Raw genomic sequence first — 17376 nt, 5'->3', positions numbered from 1 at the left:
GGTCTCCGATCAGAGGGCGAGGCGGATCAGGGCGAGAACGCCGATCGCGGCCAGAGCATAGGAAAGACAGGTCACGCCGATGATCAGCGCCTTGCGGGTCAGGCCCTGCGCGTAATCCTCGATCATGATCTGGGCGCCGGCCCGGAAGTGCCAGAAGCCGACGAGGAAGGTCAGGACGGCGATCGCCGCCGGGATCGGCCGCTGGTAGTAGATCACCACCTCTTCATAGGTGCCGCCCAGCACGGCGCCGAAGGTGAAGACGAAGAGCGGGATCAGCAGCGCCAGCGCCACCGAGGACATGCTCATGCGCCAGTGCTGCCGGGTTCCGGAATGCGACGCCCCGAGGCCGTGCGCGCGCTTGCGATCGGTCAGATAAGCCATTGGGTGCCCCTTCAGAGAACGACGACGGTGAAGATGGTCAGCAGGACCGAGACGATCAGGATGATCTGGCTCAGCAGCTCGGCCTTGTCGATCTCGAGCATCTTCACCTCGTCCCAGATCAGGTGCCGGATGCCCGCGAGCGTGTGGTACCACAGGCCGAGAACCGAGAAGAACAGCACCAGATCGCCGAACCAACTGCGCAGGAAACCGTCGGCGGTGGCAAAGCTTTCGGGCCCGGCAGCGGCGGCGGCGAACCACCAGACGATCAAGGCGGCGGCGACGATCATCGCGTTGCCGGTGATCCGGGTCAGGATCGAGGTGATCGCGGTGATCGGCCATCTGTAGATCGTCATATGGGGCGAAAGCGGGCGGTTGCCCCGGTTCACGTCGGCCATGGCGTCGTCCTTATCTGGCGTGCGGGCCGGCCCTCGGGCGGCCCCGGCTGGCTTATCCCTAGCGATTTTGGGCCGTCTGTCACCCATGCCTTCGCTGAAACCCGTGGGAAATTCGGCAAATCAGGCGGGAAAATGCCGGCCGTGATCACAGTCCTCAAGACTGTGATCACGGGATCTTCCATGCGGGTTGCGCTGCGAATGACCGACATGCGCCTCATTTAGAGGCCGCGATTCCCCTGCCCAGCCTCTGCGGCGATCCGCCTCGTCCCGGGGCGGGCTCGAGGCCGGCTCAGAGTTGGCCGAGCTTGAGATCCGTGGAATAGTCGACATCCGCCTCCTTGGTGACGGCCTGCCCGCAGCGCATCACGCCATTGGCGGCGTCATAGGCGTAGCTGGGCTCGCCATAGAGTTCCCAGCCCTTCGACAGGGCCTCGGTCACCTTGTGGCAGAAGGCCGAGGTGTCGTCCCCGGTGAGAAAGCGGTAGATCTTCATGAAATGGCTCCGAATGGGTTGGGTCCGATCCAGCCATGCACCAGCCCGATCAGGATGAAAACCACCACCCCGCCGATCACGGCCCGCACCTCGCGCGCCGTGGTGGAAGGCGCGAATTGCGGGACGGGCGCGCGGGCGTCGAGCAGCGCCATCTCGGTCACGGCCCAGAGCCCGAGCCCTCCGAACAGCACGAAGGAGGCCCAGTCGCCATTGGCCAGCAGATGCGCCCCCGCCCAGAGCGTCACCGCGAGAAGCTGTGGATGGCGCAGCGCGGTGGCGGCGCGGGTCTTCAGCCCCGAGGCGGCGAAGAGATAGACGGCGACCAGCATCATCAGGTTGTTGAGGTGGCGCGTCCACGAGGCGGGCGCGTGGTGATGGGCCGCGTCCCAGGCGCCGTATCCGAAGATCATCAACAGCAGCCCGAGCAACACCAGCCCCGCCACGACCCCGCGCGCGGAGCCGCCCAGCCGGGCATGCAGCCCGGGCGCGAGGCGCGGCATCAGATGCGCCGCGCTCCACAGCGCAAGCCCGAGGACAAGCGCCGTCATGCGTCCGCTCCCGCTGCGATCCGCTCGGCGAGCGCCAAGGTCCTGCGGGCGGTTTCCACGTGCAGCGCCTCGACGATCTCGCCATCGACCACCGCCACCCCCTGCCCTGCCGCCTGCGCGGCCTCGAAGCCCGCGATGCGGCGCCGCGCCAGGTCGATCTCCTCGGCGCTCGGCGCGAAGGCCGCGTTGGCGGCGGCGATCTGGGCCGGGTGGATCAGGCTCTTGCCATCGAAGCCCATGTCGCGCCCCTGCGTGCATTCGGCGGCGAAGCGCTCGGGCTCGTCGAGCGCGTTGCACACGCCGTCGATCGCCGGCACCCCGGCGGCACGCGCCGCGAGCAGCACGCCCTGCAGCGCGGTCCAGAGCGGCATCCGATCGGCGCGCGATCTCGCGCCCAGTTCGCGCGCGAGATCGTTGGTCCCCATGATCACCCCGGCGAGGCGGGGATGCCCGCAGATCGCGGGCGCCGACAGCACCCCGCGCGCCGTCTCGATCATCGCCCATAGCGGCAGATCGCAGCTCGCGGCCACAGCGTCGAGATCGGCAGGGTCGGAGACCTTGGGTACCGCAACCCCGTCACAGCCGAGACCGCCCAGCGCGACGAGATCGTCTTGGCCCCAAGGGGTCGACAGCGCGTTGATCCGCACCAGCCGCAGCCGGTTACGGCTCCCGCCCCCCTCCAGAGCGGCGGGCAGCGCCGCACGCGCGGCCGCCTTCGCCTGCGGCGCGACCGCATCCTCGAGATCGATGATCAAGCCGTCGCATGTCAGGGAGCGCGATTTTTCCAGCGCGCGGGCATTCGAGGCGGGCACGTAGAGAAGGGAGCGGATCGGCAAGGCAGGCCTCCTGGAATGGACCACCCGGAGAGTGCAGCGCCGCGACCCCGGGCGCAACGGGGGCACCGTTAACGGCATTTTCGCCGGAAGGCGGCAGGCTGTCCGGTGACCGAAAGGCTGCCCGATACCGAGGAGACACCCATGGACCCGATCCGGACGATGCTATTCTCGCTGCCGCTCTGCGCGCTCGTTCTTCCTGCGGCCGCGATGCCACGCTGCGGTGCGCATGACGCGATCGTGGCGCAGCTGGCGGAACGCTACGGAGAGAGCCGGAAGGCCATCGCGCTCGACGGTGCGAATCAGGTGGTCGAGGTTTTCGCCTCGGACGACACGGGCAGCTGGACGCTGCTGGTGACCCGCGCCGACGGGCAAAGCTGCCTTCTGGCGGCAGGGCAGGCATACGAGCCGCTCGAAGAGCACCCCACCCTGACGGATCCCGAGGCCTGAGTGGCTGAAAACAGCTTGTTTTGCCCTCGGGGTTGCGCCGGTTTCAGCCACCCGCGCCCAGAGTGAAAAAAATTCGTTCCAGCCATGCAACCCGTGTCCACACCACGTGTTCAACCTTCGTGACGGGTAGCGCATCCGAACCGGATCGGCGCGGAACCCGGAAGGACGAAAGGTTCTGGAACGATGAAAATTCTTCTGACCACTGCGGCGACCGCGCTCGTCATGGGGACGACCGCCTACGCCGAATCGCATGCGATGGGCATGGGGAGCTACGAAGTCTCGGCAGACGACTTCTACGCCTCCAACCTGATGGGAATGCGCGTCTACTCCTCCGAGCAGGAGCTTGGCGAGAATGGCGACCCGATCAACTTCACTGAACAGCAGTGGGACGACATCGGCGAGATCAACGACCTGATCATCTCCGAAGACGGTTCGGTGCAGGCGGTGATCGTCGGCGTCGGCGGTTTCCTCGGGATCGGCGAGAAGGACGTCGCCCTCACCATGGATCAGATCCGCACCTATGATGACGAGAACGGCGAGCGGTTCCTCGTGATCAACTCCAGCCAGGAGGCTCTCGAGGCCGCCCCGGCCTTCGAGCGCGCGACCGCCGAAGAGACCGCGATGACCGAGGGCGAGGCCGCCGAGCCGGGCATGGTCGAGCAGACCGATGCCGCCGCCGCGACGGCGGCCGCCACGGCCACCATGGCCGAGGGCGAAGCCGAAATGGAAACCGAAGCCGAAGCCGAGACCGAGATGGTCGAGGGTGAGGCCGAGATGGAGACCATGGAAGCCGAGGTCGAGACCGAGATGGCCGAAGGCGAAGCCGAGATGGAGGCCATGGAGACCGAGGTCGAGACCGAGATGGCCGAGGGCGAGGCCGAGATGGAGGCCATGGAAGCCGAGGTCGAGACCGAGATGGCCGAGGGCGAAGCCGAGATGGAGGCCATGGAGACCGAGGTCGAGACCGAGATGGCCGAGGGCGAAGCCGAGATGACCGAGACCGCCCCGGTGGCCGGTGCCACCGGCATGGTCGATCGTGAAGGCTACACCACCGCGGCCGTCAGCGATCTCAGCACCGACGAGCTGAACGGTGCCACCGTCTACGGCGCCGATGACGACAATATCGGCGAGATCGAGGACCTCGTGGCTTCCGACAGCGGCGAGATCACCGAGGCCGTGATCGGCGTCGGCGGCTTCCTCGGCATCGGCGAGAAGAAGGTCGCCGTGAACTTCGAGGATCTGCAGATCCTGACCAACGAAGACGGCTCGGACATCCGTGTCTATATCAGCGCCACCGAGGACGAACTGAAGGCGCTGCCGGCCTATGAGGCGCCCGAAGAGGCGGCGATGGATGCCGGCATGGAGACCGAAACCGAGATGGAAGTGGAAACCGAAACCGCGCCCGCCGCGCAGTAAGGTCTTTCCCTGCCTGACGAGATGGCCGCCCTCCGGGGCGGCCATTTGCGTTTGCGCAAACATCCGGCGCCTCGGCCCCCGCCGGGCCCGTCAGCCTTGCAAGAGCGTTCCGCGCGGCTTAGGCAAAGCCTCGCAAACACATTCTCGACAGGAGCCATTCATGGCCAGACCCAAGATCGCCCTCATCGGCGCCGGTCAGATCGGCGGCACGCTCGCCCATCTCGCCGCGATCAAGGAACTCGGCGATGTCGTGCTGTTCGACATCGCGGAAGGCACTCCCCAGGGCAAGGCGCTGGATATCGCCGAATCCGGTCCGGCCGAGGGCTTCGACGCCGTCCTCAAGGGCACCAACGACTATGCCGACATCGCCGGCGCCGATGTGTGCATCGTCACCGCCGGTGTGCCGCGCAAGCCCGGCATGAGCCGCGACGACCTGCTCGGCATCAACCTCAAGGTCATGAAATCGGTGGGCGAGGGCATCGCCAAGCACGCCCCCGACGCCTTCGTCATCTGCATCACCAACCCGCTCGACGCGATGGTCTGGGCGTTGCGCGAATTCTCGGGCCTGCCGCATGAGAAGGTCTGCGGCATGGCCGGCGTACTCGACAGCGCCCGCTTCCGCCACTTCCTGAGCCTCGAGTTCAACGTCTCGATGCGCGACGTCACCGCCTTCGTGCTGGGCGGCCATGGCGACACGATGGTGCCGCTGGCGCGCTACTCCACCGTCGGCGGCATCCCCCTGCCCGACCTGGTGCAGATGGGCTGGACCACCCAGGAAAAGCTCGACGCGATCATCCAGCGCACCCGCGACGGCGGTGCCGAGATCGTCGGCCTGCTGAAGACCGGCTCGGCCTTCTACGCCCCGGCGACCAGCGCGATCGAGATGGCCGAGGCCTATCTCAAGGACCAGAAGCGCGTGCTGCCCTGCGCCGCCTATGTCGATGGCGCGCTGGGCCTGAACGGCATGTATGTCGGCGTGCCGACGGTGATCGGCGCCGGCGGCGTCGAGCGGATCATCGACATCAAGATGAACCGCGACGAGCAGGCGATGTTCGACAAATCCGTCGATGCGGTGAAGGGCCTCGTCGACGCCTGCAAGGGCATTGATCAGAGCCTCGCCTGATCGTAGGCCTTCGGGGCGGGCCATACCGGGCCCGTCCCAGCAAGGACCCCGGCGCAGATGACGGATCAAGACCTCGACCGCGGTTTCGTTTTCGCGGTGACCGGCAAGGACTACGTCACCCTCGCCCGGCGCGCGGCGCGCAACCTCAGGGGGGTCATGCCCTCGGCGAAGATCGACCTCTTCACCGATGCGCCCCTCGAAGACGAGGTCTTCGACAGGGTTCACCTTCTCGAACAGGTGTCCCGCCGCCCCAAGATGGAATCCCTGCAGCGATCGAGATTCGCGCGGACCATCTATCTCGATGCCGACATCGTCACGCTGGCGCCGCTCGACGACGTATTCGACATTCTCGACCGCTTCGACGTCGCCGTGACGGCGAGTCAGCGGCGCAACGACTACCGAAACCGCGAACAGTATCCGGGCCATCCGGTGCCGCCAGCCTTTCCGCAGATGAATGGCGGTGTGATGGCGATCCGGCGCAACCCCGCGACCGACCGCTTTCTCGAGGACTGGCATGCCATGGTGCATGACGGCACCCAGAAATTCGATCAACCGGCGCTGCGGGTGCTGCTCTACGAGGGCGACCTTCGGCTGCATGTGCTGCCGGTGGAATACAACGTCATGTTCTTCCGCCCCTTCATGCTGAACGGCAACGGCTACACGGCGCCGCGCCTGCTTCACGAACCCAAGCTGCACCAGAAGCCCGCAGGCGATCCGCTCCGCCCCTTTTCGGCGGATGAGGTTCTGGCCCCGCCGCAGATCGCCAAGCTGGCGGAGTTCCTCGACAACGACCAGACGCTGACCCACTACGCCCCGGTCACCGGTGGCACGCCGGTCGCGCCGACGCCGCACCGTACGGGCTGGCGCAGCTTTCTGGGCAACCTCAAGCGCCGGGTCATCTGAACGATCCGATACGGAGACTGCTGGTCACCTTTCGAAGCGCGCACAGATGTAGCCTGTATCGGCGGGACTCCGAATCTTCTGCCGGCAGAGGAGGCCCAATGACCTCTCCTGCAGGTTCTTTTCGGATATTGCGCAGGCGGGTTTTTGCCGGTGCGAAGACGCACCCTGAACATAACGATCATGCCCGTTCCAAACGTGATCACATGATTTTTTCTTGTGATCACGTTGGTCGCATTTATGGGCCGCGATCCGACAAACCGGTTCTTTTGTAGGTTTCGATATGGTTCAAGGGGCCAAATCACGGCAACCGAGGACCGGTCCATGAACATCCACGAATATCAGGCCAAGGCCCTTCTGCGCAGCTACGGCGCGCCCGTCTCGGACGGGCGACCCGTCATGCGCGCCGAAGAGGCGAAAACCGCGGCTGGCGAACTCGACGGCCCGCTTTGGGTGGTGAAGGCGCAGATCCACGCAGGCGGCCGCGGCAAGGGCAGCTTCAAGGAGGCCGATGCCGGCGAGAAGGGCGGCGTCCGCCTGGCCCGCTCCGTCGAGGAGGCGGCCGAGGAAGCCAAGAAGATGCTCGGCCGCACGCTGGTCACGCACCAGACCGGCCCGGCGGGCAAGCAGGTCAACCGCATCTACATCGAGGACGGCTCTGAGATCGAGACCGAACTCTATCTCGCGCTGCTGGTCGATCGCGCCACCTCGCGCATCTCCTTCGTCTGCTCGACCGAGGGCGGCATGGATATCGAGGAGGTCGCCGAGAAGACGCCCGAGAAGATCCTGAGCTTCTCGGTCGATCCGGCCACCGGCTACCAGCCCTATCACGGCCGCCGCATCGCCTTTGCCCTCGGCCTCAAGGGCCAGCAGGTCAAGCAGTGCGTCAAGCTGATGGACACGCTCTATCGTCTCTTCGTCGAGAAGGACATGGAGATGCTGGAGATCAACCCGCTGATCGTCACCGACAAGGGCGACCTGAAATGCCTCGACGCCAAGATGGGCTTCGACGGCAACGCGATCTACCGCCACGACGACATCGCCGCGCTGCGCGACGAGACCGAGGAGGACAGCAAGGAGCTGGCCGCCTCGAAATACGACCTGAACTACATCGCGCTCGACGGCGAGATCGGCTGCATGGTGAACGGCGCGGGCCTCGCCATGGCGACGATGGACATCATCAAGCTCAAGGGCGCGGAACCGGCCAACTTCCTCGACGTGGGCGGCGGCGCGACCAAGGAGAAGGTCACCGAGGCCTTCAAGATCATCACCTCCGACCAGAACGTCAAAGGCATCCTGGTCAACATCTTCGGCGGCATCATGCGCTGCGACGTCATCGCCGAGGGCGTGATCGCGGCGGTCAAGGAAGTCGGTCTGCAGGTGCCGCTGGTCGTGCGTCTCGAAGGGACGAATGTCGATCAGGGCAAGGAGATCATCAACAATTCCGGTCTCGACGTGATCGCGGCGGACAACCTGTCCGACGCCGCCGAGAAGATCGTCAAAGCGGTGAAGGGGTAACAGCAATGGCGATTCTCGTCGACGAAAACACCAAGGTCATCTGTCAGGGCCTGACCGGCTCGCAGGGCACGTTCCACACCGAGCAGGCGATCGCCTACGGCACCAAGATGGTCGGCGGCGTCACCCCGGGCAAGGGCGGCCAGACCCATCTCGACCTGCCCGTGTTCGACAGCGTGCACGAGGCCAAGGCCAAGACCGAAGCCAATGCGAGCGTCATCTACGTGCCGCCGCCCTTCGCGGCCGACAGCATCATGGAGGCGATCGACGCCGAGATGGAGCTGGTGATCTGCATCACCGAGGGCATCCCGGTGCTCGACATGATGAAGGTCAAGCGGGCGCTTCTGAACTCCAAGACCCGGCTGATCGGGCCGAACTGCCCCGGTGTCATCACGCCCGACGCCTGCAAGATCGGCATCATGCCCGGCCACATCCACAAGCGCGGCTCGGTGGGCGTCGTGTCCCGCTCGGGCACGCTGACCTACGAGGCGGTCAAGCAGACCTCGGATTCGGGCCTCGGCCAGTCGACGGCCGTGGGCATCGGCGGCGACCCGATCAAGGGCTCGGAGCATATCGACATCCTCGAGATGTTCCTCGCCGATGACGAGACCCAGTCGATCATCATGATCGGCGAGATCGGCGGCACCGCCGAGGAAGAGGCGGCGCAGTTCCTGGCCGACGAGAAGAAGCGCGGCCGCTGGAAGCCGACCGCCGGCTTCATCGCCGGGCGCACCGCCCCTCCGGGCCGCCGCATGGGCCACGCGGGCGCGATCGTCTCGGGCGGCCAGGGCGACGCGGAGAGCAAGATCGAGGCGATGAAATCCGCCGGGATCGTGGTCGCCGACAGCCCCGCCTCGCTCGGCGAAGCCGTGCTCAAGGCGATCGGCTGAACCCCTCGCGAAGGGGGCCGCGCCGCCCCCTTCGCATGACATCCGCGCCGCGCGCCCTATCTGGGCCCGGCGCATCCCCAGTTTTTGCCCCGAGGATCAAGGATCCTGCCATGACCGAGCAAAGCCCCAACGACGTGTTCCACGCCTCTTCCTTCCTGCAGGGCACGAACGCCGACTACATCGAACAGCTTCACGCGCGCTATGCCGAGAACCCGTCGAGCGTCGACGAGGCCTGGCAGGAGTTCTTCCGCAGCCTCGGCGACAGCGGCTCGGATGCCCGCGCCGAGGCCGCCGGCCCGTCCTGGGCCCGCGCCGATTGGCCGATGCAGCCCAATGACGACCTGACGGCCGCGCTCGACGGGCAGTGGGCCGCGCCTGCCGAAGCCAAGGGCGCGCGCGACAAGATTGCCGCCAAGGCCGCCGAGAAGGGCGTGGGCCTGTCCGAGCAGCAGCTGCGCGCCGCCGTGCTCGACAGCATCCGTGCGCTGATGATCATCCGCGCCTACCGGATCCGCGGCCATCTCGCCGCCGATCTCGATCCGCTGGGCCTGCGCGAGCAGACGCCGCATCCCGAGCTGGACCCCGCGAATTACGGTTTCACCAAGGCCGACATGGACCGGCCGATCTTCATCGACAACGTGCTCGGCCTCGAGATCGCGACGATGAACGAGATCCTGGCGCTGGTGAAGCGCACCTATTGCGGCACCTTCGCGCTGCAATACATGCACATCTCCGATCCCGAGCAGTCGGCTTGGCTCAAGGAGCGGATCGAGGGCTACGGCAAGGAGATCCAGTTCACCAAGGAAGGCCGCAAGGCGATCCTGAACAAGCTGGTCGAGGCCGAGGGCTTCGAGAAATTCCTGCATGTCAAGTACATGGGCACCAAGCGCTTCGGCCTCGACGGCGGCGAGGCGCTGATCCCGGCGATGGAGCAGATCATCAAGCGCGGCGGCCAGCTCGGCGTGAAGGACATCGTGATCGGCATGCCGCATCGCGGTCGCCTCTCGGTGCTCGCCAACGTCATGCAGAAACCCTACCGGGCGATCTTCCACGAATTCCAGGGCGGCAGCTTCAAGCCCGAGGAGGTCGATGGATCGGGCGACGTGAAGTACCACCTCGGCGCCTCCTCGGACCGCGAGTTCGACGGCAACAAGGTGCACCTGTCGCTGACCGCGAACCCCTCCCACCTCGAAGCGGTGAACCCGGTGGTGCTCGGCAAAGCGCGCGCCAAGCAGAGCCAGCTCGGCGACACCGACCGCACCCAGGTGATCCCGATCCTGCTGCATGGCGACGCGGCCTTCGCGGGACAGGGCGTCGTGGCCGAGGGCTTCGGCCTGTCGGGCCTCGTCGGTCACCGCACCGGCGGCACGATCCACATCGTCGTGAACAACCAGATCGGCTTCACCACCGCGCCGCATTTCTCGCGCTCCTCGCCCTACCCCACCGACATTGCGCTGATGGTCGAGGCGCCGATCTTCCACGTCAACGGCGACGACCCGGAGGCCGTGGTGCACGCCGCCAAGGTGGCGACCGAGTTCCGGCAGAAGTTCCACAAGGACGTCGTCATCGACATCTTCTGCTACCGCCGCTTCGGTCACAACGAGGGCGACGAGCCCATGTTCACCAACCCGGTGATGTACAAGAAGATCAAGAACCAGAAGACCACGCTCACGCTCTATACCGAGCGGCTCGTCCGCGACGGGCTGATCCCCGAGGGCGAGATCGAGGACATGAAGGCGCAGTTCCAGGCGATGCTGGGCGAGGAGTTCGAGGCCGGCAAGACCTACCGCCCGAACAAGGCCGACTGGCTCGACGGGCGCTGGAGCCATCTCGACCGGCGCGACCACGAAAGCTACCAGCGCGGCCAGACCGCGATCGACGAGAAGACGATGACCGAGATCGGCCGCGCCATCACCCGCGCGCCCGAGGGCTTCCCGTTGCACCGCACCGTCTCGCGCCTGCTCGACGCCAAGGGGCAGATGTTCGAGACCGGCAAGGGCTTCGACTGGGCCACGGCCGAGGCGCTGGCCTTCGGCTCGCTGCTGACCGAGGGCTACCCGGTCCGGCTCTCGGGCCAGGACAGCACCCGCGGCACCTTCTCGCAGCGCCACTCGGCCTTCATCAACCAGGAGAACGAGGAGCGCTACTACCCGCTCAACAACATCCGCGACGGACAGGCGCGTTACGAGGTCATCGACTCGATGCTCTCCGAATACGCGGTGCTGGGTTTCGAATACGGCTACACGCTGGCCGAGCCCAACGCGCTGGTGATGTGGGAAGCGCAGTTCGGCGATTTCGCCAACGGCGCGCAGATCATGTTCGACCAGTTCATCTCCTCGGGTGAATCGAAGTGGCTGCGCATGTCGGGCCTCGTGATGCTGCTGCCGCATGGCTACGAGGGCCAGGGCCCCGAGCACTCCTCGGCGCGGCTCGAGCGGTTCCTGCAGATGTGCGGCCAGGACAACTGGATCGTCGCCAACTGCTCGACCCCGGCGAACTACTTCCACATCCTGCGCCGGCAGCTGCACCGCACCTTCCGCAAGCCGCTGGTGCTGATGACGCCGAAATCGCTGCTGCGCCACAAGATGGCGATCTCGGACGCGGAGGATTTCACCACCGGTTCGTCCTTCCACCGCGTGCTGTGGGACGACGCCGAGAAGGGCCACAGCGACACCCAGCTCAAGCCCGACAGCGAGATCAAGCGCGTCGTAATGTGCTCGGGCAAGGTCTATTACGACCTTCTGGAAGAGCGCGACGCGCGCGGGCTGGACGATGTCTACCTGATGCGGATCGAGCAGTTCTATCCCTTCCCGGCGTTGAGCCTCGTGAAGGAGCTGGAGCGGTTCAAGGGCGCCGAGATGGTCTGGTGCCAGGAAGAGCCCAAGAACCAGGGCGCCTGGAACTTCATCGAGCCCAACATCGAATGGGTGCTGAGCCGGATCGACGCCGCGCATAAGCGCCCCACCTATGTCGGCCGCCATGCGAGCGCCTCGCCCGCGACCGGCCTCGCCAGCCAGCACAAGACCCAACAGCAAGCGCTGGTGAACGAAGCGCTGAGCATCGAAGGAAACTGAGAATGAGCACCGAAGTCCGCGTCCCCACCCTGGGCGAAAGCGTCACCGAGGCGACCGTCGCCACCTGGTTCAAGAAGCCGGGCGACGCCGTCGCGGTGGACGAGATGCTGTGCGAGCTGGAAACCGACAAGGTCACGGTCGAGGTGCCCTCGCCCGTCGCCGGCACGCTGTCGGAGATCGTCGCGGCCGAAGGCGACACCGTCGGCGTCGACGCGCTGCTCGCCCAGGTGAGCGAGGGCGACGCGCCCGCCAAGTCCGAGCCCGAGGCGCCGGCCGAGGATGGCCCCAAGGAGCAGCAGGCGGCGACCAATGTCTCGGGCGACCCCAAGGGCGAGCCCGCGGAGAAGGGCGAAGCCAAGGGTGACACCGAGGACGCGCCCTCGGCCAAGAAGCTGATGGCCGAGAACGACCTCAAGGAAGGCGACGTCAAGGGCACCGGCAAGGATGGCCGGGTGATGAAGGAAGACGTGCTGAAGGCGCTCAACGCGCCCAAGCCCGCCGAAACCTCCAAACCCGCCGCGCGCGGCCCGGTGTCGTCGGACGACGCCGACCGCGAGGAGCGGGTCAAGATGACCCGTCTGCGCCAGACCATCGCCCGCCGCCTCAAGGAGGCGCAGAACACCGCCGCGATGCTGACCACCTACAACGAGGTGGACATGACCGCGGTGATGGAGCTGCGCAACGAGTACAAGGCGCTGTTCGAGAAGAAGCACGGCGTGAAGCTCGGCTTCATGTCCTTCTTCACCAAGGCCTGCGTGCACGCGCTCAAGGAGGTCCCGGACGTCAACGCCGAGATCGACGGCGATCACGTGGTCTACAAGAACTACGTCCACATGGGCATCGCGGTGGGCACCCCCACCGGCCTCGTGGTGCCGGTGATCCGCAACGCCGACAGCATGGGCTTTGCCGAGATCGAGAAGTCGATCGCCGAGATGGGCGTGAAGGCGCGCGACGGCAAGCTCAGCATGGCCGACATGCAGGGCGGTTCCTTCACCATCTCCAACGGTGGCGTCTACGGCTCGCTGATGTCCTCGCCGATCCTGAACCCGCCGCAGTCGGGCATCCTCGGCATGCACAAGATCCAGGACCGCCCGATGGCGATCAACGGCAAGGTCGAGATCCGGCCGATGATGTATCTGGCGCTGAGCTACGATCACCGCATCGTCGACGGCAAGGGCGCCGTGACCTTCCTCGTGCGCGTCAAGGAAGCGCTCGAGGATCCGCGCCGGCTGTTGATGGATCTGTGAACATGTGAGGGGGCCGGGCGTTGAGCCCGGCCCCATTCTACAACGAAGGCCCGTGCCATGCAGATGCTCTGTCAGATCGACACCCCCGATTTCGCCTCATGGAAGGCCGCCTTCGACGATGATTACGAAGAGCGGATGCAGGCCGGCCTGAGCCAGCTGCAGATCTGGCGCGACGCCGATCACGGCTCCACCGTGCTGGTGCTGTTCGAGGTCAACGACCGCAAGCGCGCCGAGGCGTGGATCGCCAAGGAGCAGGGCTTTGGCGGCGCGATGACCTGCACCTTTCTCGAGACCGCCTGACATGGCCCCTGCCTCTTCCGAGCACTTGCCGCACGCGATCGTGTTACACTCGCCGCGTGCAGATCGGTTGTGGGAGGGGTTTCATGTCCAGCGAACTCAATATCTTGGCAATCTACGGGCTTCTGGTGCTCGCGCTGATCCTCGTGCAGGTGCTCTACGCCATATCGCAGGTCGGCCTGCCGATGCTGGCGCGACCGCGCGACGACATGCCCCGGCTGACCGGCGTGGCCGGGCGGATGGAGCGCTGCGTCGCCAACTCGGTCACCGCGATGACGCTCTTCGCGCCCGCCGTGCTGATCCTGGCGGTGCGCGAGGGCTTTGGCGGCGGCACGCTGCTGGCGGCGCAGGTCTTCCTGATCGCACGGCTGGCCTATGCGCTGCTCTACCCGGCCGGCATTCCCTGGGCGCGCACCGCCGTCTGGGGTCTGGGCTTCTTCGCGACGCTCTATCTCTACGCCGCCGCCCTCTAACGTCGCTGGGGCCGCGATGACGGCCCCCGAGCTTCAGGTTCTGGCCTTGGCCGGGCTGCTGCAGGCCGGGCAATATGTCTGGCTGTCGGTGCGCGCCAACCGCGAGCTGGGCTTTGGCCGCACGCTCGGGCCGCGCGATCCGCAGCGGCTCGGCGCGCCGCTCGAAGCCTTGGCCAGCCCGCGCACCGGGCGGCTCTATCGGGCGCTGAACAACCATTTCGAGGGGTTGATCCTGTTCACCCTCGCCGTCGTCGTGCTGATCCTCGGCGACAAGACCACTGGTCTGTCGGGCCTGCTGGCCTGGACCTATCTCGCGGCGCGGGTGCTCTACGTCCCCGCCTATTATTTCGGGCTCCGGCCCTGGCGGTCGCTGATCTGGCTGGTGGGGTTCTGCGCCACCATCGCGATGATCGGCCTCGCCCTCGTCTGACACCCCACAGGAGTTTTCCATGGCATCCTACGATCTCATCGTCATCGGCGCCGGCCCCGGCGGCTATGTCTGCGCCATCAAGGCGGCCCAGCTCGGCCTCAAGACCGCGGTGGTCGAGGGGCGCGAGACGCTGGGCGGCACCTGCCTCAACGTGGGTTGCATCCCCTCCAAGGCGCTGCTGCACGCCACCCACGCGCTGCACGAGGCCGAGCACAACTTCGCCAAGATGGGCCTGAAGGCCGAGACGCCGACGGTGGATTGGGACCAGATGCTCGCCTACAAGCGCGACAGCGTCGGCCAGAACACTGGCGGCATCGAATTCCTGTTCAAGAAGAACAAGATCGACTGGCTCAAGGGCTGGGGCTCGATCCCCGAGGCGGGCAAGGTCAAGGTCGGCGACGAGACCCACGAGGCCAAGCACATCGTCATCGCCTCGGGCTCCGTCCCCTCCTCGATCCCCAATGTCGAGATCGACGAGAAGGTCGTCGTGACCTCGACCGGCGCGCTGGAGCTGGGCCGCATCCCCGAGAAGATGGTGGTGATCGGCGCCGGCGTGATCGGGCTGGAGCTGGGCTCGGTCTATCGCCGTCTCGGCAGCGAGGTCACCGTGGTCGAGTATCTCGACGCGATCACGCCGGGCATGGATGCCGAAGTCGCTCGCAACTTCCAGAAGATCCTGACCAAGCAGGGGCTGAAGTTCGTGTTGGGTTCGGCGGTCCAGGGTGTCGCGGTCGAGGGCGAGAAGGCCACCGTGACCTGGAAGAGCCGCAAGGACGACAGCGAGGAAAGCCTGACGGCCGATTGCGTGCTCGTGGCCACCGGTCGCAAGCCCTATGTCGAAGGGCTGGGTCTCGAAGAGCTCGGCGTCGAGATGACCGATCGCGGTCAGATCAAGATCGACGATCATTTCAAGACCAGCGTCGACGGCGTCTATGCGATCGGCGACGCGGTGCCCGGGCTGATGCTCGCGCACAAGGCCGAGGATGAGGGCGTGGCGATCGCCGAGATCCTCGCGGGCCAGAAGGGCCACGTGAATTACGAGGTGATCCCCGGCGTCGTCTACACCCACCCCGAGGTGGCGACCGTCGGCAAGACCGAGGAGCAGCTCAAGGAGGAAGGCCGCGGCTACAAGGTCGGCAAGTTCCCGTTCCTCGGCAACGCGCGGGCAAAGGCCAACTTCTCGGCCGAGGGCTTCGTGAAGATCCTCGCCGACAAAAAGACCGACCGGATCCTCGGCGCGCATATCATCGGCCCGATGGCCGGCGACCTGATCCACGAGGTTTGCGTGGCGATGGAGTTCGGCGCCGCCGCCGAGGATCTGGCCCGCACCTGCCACGCCCACCCCACCTATAGCGAGGGCGTGCGCGAGGCGGCGCTGGCACTGGGCGACGGCGCGATCCACGCCTGATCGCCACGGCTGCCGCAAAACGAGAGACGGCCGCCCGGAGGCGGCCGTCGAAGTTCTCCGAGCTGGGCGCAGCCTCGATCAGGCGAGCCAGTCCTCGGCGCTCAGCGTGGTGAGGGTGAAAACCTCCCACTCGCCGGAGTCCTGCCCGTCGGAGGCCCGCACCTCGAGTTCTGTCTCGCCGAGACGGCGATTGACCCGCAGCCGGATCATGTCGAGATCGTCGGCGGCGATCCGAACCCCGTCATCGGCATCGATCCGGCCCTGGCCCTTGAAGATGAAGTTGTCGCGCCCCGCGGTGTCGCGCAGTTCGAACCACTTGATCGCGTCGCCATCGGTGTCGGCAACCTCGAGATGCTTGTCGAGACGGGTCCGATAGCCGCCCTTCGCCTTGCCGAGCGTCACATCGTCCACGGTAACGACCGGTGCGGTGTCCTGAGCGACCGGCGTGTTCTGGGGCGCCGAGGTGTCCGAGGGTGTCGTCGAAGCGCCATTATCCAGATCAACCTGTCCGCCGGTGCGGGCAAAGTTCTGGGTGACCATGACACCATCCCAACCCTTGAAATCGCCGCGCTCGATCCCGATGCCGACATATTCGAAGTCGGGGTTCAGGATGTTGGCGCGGTGGCCCGGGCTGTTCATCAGCGATTCGTGCAGATCGACCACGTCATCGGAGAGCCCGGAGGCGCCGCGCTCGGACTGCCAGGCGAGGTTCTCGCCCGAGGCCCAGCTTCCGGAGAAGTCGAAATCGGCGGCGCGCATGCGGTCGGTCGCGCTCGAGCCGCCCTGGCCGGTATGGGAGAAGGTATCGCTCTGCAGCATCCAATTGCTGTGATCCTCGCTCGAGTCGTTCAGGTTGAGTTCGAGCTTGAGGGAGCTGAGACCGAGCGTGCTCCGCTCTTCGTTGATCAGCGACAGCATCTGCCGTTCGAGGTCGTTCGCGATAGACATGTGTAGTGGTGATCCTTGATCGGTACCGGTTTGCGCCGGTTGCCCTATGCAGGATCATGCGAATTGCGAAGCCGGTGAGGCGGTACGGGGGAGAAAAGGCGGTTTCGCGCCGCGAAACGCCGTTCGACCTAGCCGAACTTTGCCGAACAAGTACCACTTAGCGGCTATGCCCCCCGGCCGCGAAAACATGCCTGATGGTTGTAAAAGCGCAACGGGACGGCCTGCGTATGGGGTGGCAGCCCCCGAACCCGCGGTCATGGGCTTACGGCAGACCGGGGCGGACGCACGCGGCGCGGAACGTGTGATTATCCTGCCGGGCGGCACTACGAAGAAGCGGAGATAGGCCGTTTGCACGCTCGAGGGCCCGTCGGGACCGCTCAGGGCAAATGAAGCATGTTCGGATCAGGTTCGATCCGCATAGCTAATATAAAGGCGTCTGGAGGATGATGGTGGAGCCTAGGGGGATCGAACCCCTGACCTCTTGCATGCCATGCAAGCGCTCTCCCAGCTGAGCTAAGGCCCCATCATGTCCGGCGTTTCCGCCGTGTCGGTCAG

At 66.0% G+C, this 17376-nt stretch carries 18 protein-coding genes and 1 tRNA gene; 12 read left to right on the top strand and 7 right to left on the bottom strand.

Features of this window, described 5'->3' with window-relative positions; all coding sequences use genetic code 11:
- Window positions 1–9 precede the first annotated feature (9 nt).
- The 5 genes from sdhD to O4G76_RS12805 form a co-directional block, all read right to left on the bottom strand.
- On the bottom strand, window positions 10–381 hold the full coding sequence (gene sdhD, locus O4G76_RS12825) for a succinate dehydrogenase, hydrophobic membrane anchor protein (RefSeq protein ID WP_269397704.1): 372 nt from the start codon (window positions 379–381) through the stop codon (window positions 10–12).
- Between the two features lie 11 nt (window positions 382–392).
- Window positions 393–776: a succinate dehydrogenase, cytochrome b556 subunit gene (sdhC, locus tag O4G76_RS12820; RefSeq protein WP_269397703.1), complete on the bottom strand. Its 384-nt coding sequence runs from the start codon at window positions 774–776 to the stop codon at window positions 393–395.
- Window positions 777–1065: 289 nt separating this feature from the next.
- On the bottom strand, window positions 1066–1269 hold the full coding sequence (locus O4G76_RS12815; protein ID WP_269397702.1) for a DUF1737 domain-containing protein: 204 nt from the start codon (window positions 1267–1269) through the stop codon (window positions 1066–1068).
- Entirely contained in the window at window positions 1266–1817 is a 552-nt protein-coding gene (locus O4G76_RS12810) for an NnrU family protein (RefSeq protein ID WP_269397701.1), read from the bottom strand. The genes O4G76_RS12815 and O4G76_RS12810 overlap by 4 nt, the downstream gene beginning before the upstream one ends.
- Entirely contained in the window at window positions 1814–2653 is an 840-nt protein-coding gene (locus tag O4G76_RS12805) for a CoA ester lyase (RefSeq protein ID WP_269397700.1), read from the bottom strand. The genes O4G76_RS12810 and O4G76_RS12805 overlap by 4 nt, the downstream gene beginning before the upstream one ends.
- Window positions 2654–2794: 141 nt before the next feature.
- Between O4G76_RS12805 and O4G76_RS12800 the strand changes: the two genes are divergently transcribed.
- The 12 genes from O4G76_RS12800 (at window position 2795) to lpdA (ending at window position 15873) form a co-directional block, all read left to right on the top strand.
- Window positions 2795–3100, top strand: a complete 306-nt coding sequence (locus O4G76_RS12800; protein WP_269397699.1) for a hypothetical protein — start codon at window positions 2795–2797, stop codon at window positions 3098–3100.
- A 183-nt stretch (window positions 3101–3283) separates the two neighbouring features.
- The gene (locus O4G76_RS12795; RefSeq protein ID WP_269397698.1) at window positions 3284–4516 is read left to right on the top strand and encodes a PRC-barrel domain-containing protein; all 1233 of its coding nucleotides are present in this window, start codon (window positions 3284–3286) and stop codon (window positions 4514–4516) included.
- 160 nt (window positions 4517–4676) lie between these two features.
- Complete coding sequence (gene mdh / locus O4G76_RS12790; RefSeq protein WP_085896807.1) at window positions 4677–5639, top strand: malate dehydrogenase; 963 nt, start codon at window positions 4677–4679, stop codon at window positions 5637–5639.
- A 57-nt stretch (window positions 5640–5696) separates the two neighbouring features.
- Window positions 5697–6542, top strand: coding sequence for a putative nucleotide-diphospho-sugar transferase (locus O4G76_RS12785; protein WP_269397697.1), 846 nt, complete (start codon window positions 5697–5699; stop codon window positions 6540–6542).
- A 321-nt stretch (window positions 6543–6863) separates the two neighbouring features.
- On the top strand, window positions 6864–8057 hold the full coding sequence (gene sucC / locus O4G76_RS12780; protein ID WP_085896805.1) for an ADP-forming succinate--CoA ligase subunit beta: 1194 nt from the start codon (window positions 6864–6866) through the stop codon (window positions 8055–8057).
- Between the two features lie 5 nt (window positions 8058–8062).
- Window positions 8063–8944, top strand: coding sequence for a succinate--CoA ligase subunit alpha (sucD, locus tag O4G76_RS12775; RefSeq protein ID WP_085896804.1), 882 nt, complete (start codon window positions 8063–8065; stop codon window positions 8942–8944).
- Window positions 8945–9054: 110 nt separating this feature from the next.
- A complete protein-coding gene (locus O4G76_RS12770) occupies window positions 9055–12018 on the top strand; it encodes a 2-oxoglutarate dehydrogenase E1 component (RefSeq protein ID WP_269397696.1) in 2964 nt (987 codons plus the stop codon).
- 2 nt (window positions 12019–12020) lie between these two features.
- Window positions 12021–13265 (top strand): 2-oxoglutarate dehydrogenase complex dihydrolipoyllysine-residue succinyltransferase, encoded by a 1245-nt coding sequence (gene odhB / locus O4G76_RS12765; RefSeq protein ID WP_269397695.1) that lies wholly within the window; start codon window positions 12021–12023, stop codon window positions 13263–13265.
- Window positions 13266–13322: 57 nt separating this feature from the next.
- Window positions 13323–13565 carry a hypothetical protein gene (locus O4G76_RS12760; RefSeq protein WP_269397694.1) on the top strand — a complete coding sequence of 81 codons (243 nt, stop codon included), beginning with the start codon at window positions 13323–13325 and terminating at the stop codon, window positions 13563–13565.
- Window positions 13566–13648: 83 nt separating this feature from the next.
- A complete protein-coding gene (locus tag O4G76_RS12755; protein ID WP_269397693.1) occupies window positions 13649–14035 on the top strand; it encodes an MAPEG family protein in 387 nt (128 codons plus the stop codon).
- 16 nt (window positions 14036–14051) lie between these two features.
- Window positions 14052–14465 carry an MAPEG family protein gene (locus O4G76_RS12750; protein WP_085896799.1) on the top strand — a complete coding sequence of 138 codons (414 nt, stop codon included), beginning with the start codon at window positions 14052–14054 and terminating at the stop codon, window positions 14463–14465.
- 19 nt (window positions 14466–14484) lie between these two features.
- Window positions 14485–15873: a dihydrolipoyl dehydrogenase gene (gene lpdA / locus O4G76_RS12745; protein ID WP_269397692.1), complete on the top strand. Its 1389-nt coding sequence runs from the start codon at window positions 14485–14487 to the stop codon at window positions 15871–15873.
- 78 nt (window positions 15874–15951) lie between these two features.
- Here the strand turns inward: lpdA and O4G76_RS12740 are convergent, their stop codons facing one another.
- Both O4G76_RS12740 and O4G76_RS12735 read right to left on the bottom strand, forming a co-directional pair.
- A complete protein-coding gene (locus O4G76_RS12740; RefSeq protein WP_269397691.1) occupies window positions 15952–16821 on the bottom strand; it encodes a CAP domain-containing protein in 870 nt (289 codons plus the stop codon).
- A gap of 447 nt (window positions 16822–17268) precedes the next feature.
- Window positions 17269–17344 (bottom strand) — tRNA-Ala (locus tag O4G76_RS12735).
- Window positions 17345–17376: the final 32 nt, after the last annotated feature.

It is taken from the genome of Limimaricola sp. G21655-S1 (assembly GCF_027213785.1).
GTDB lineage: Bacteria > Pseudomonadota > Alphaproteobacteria > Rhodobacterales > Rhodobacteraceae > Limimaricola.
Note: the sequence above shows the minus strand (reverse complement) of the source record. Positions and strands in the feature narration are given on the sequence as shown.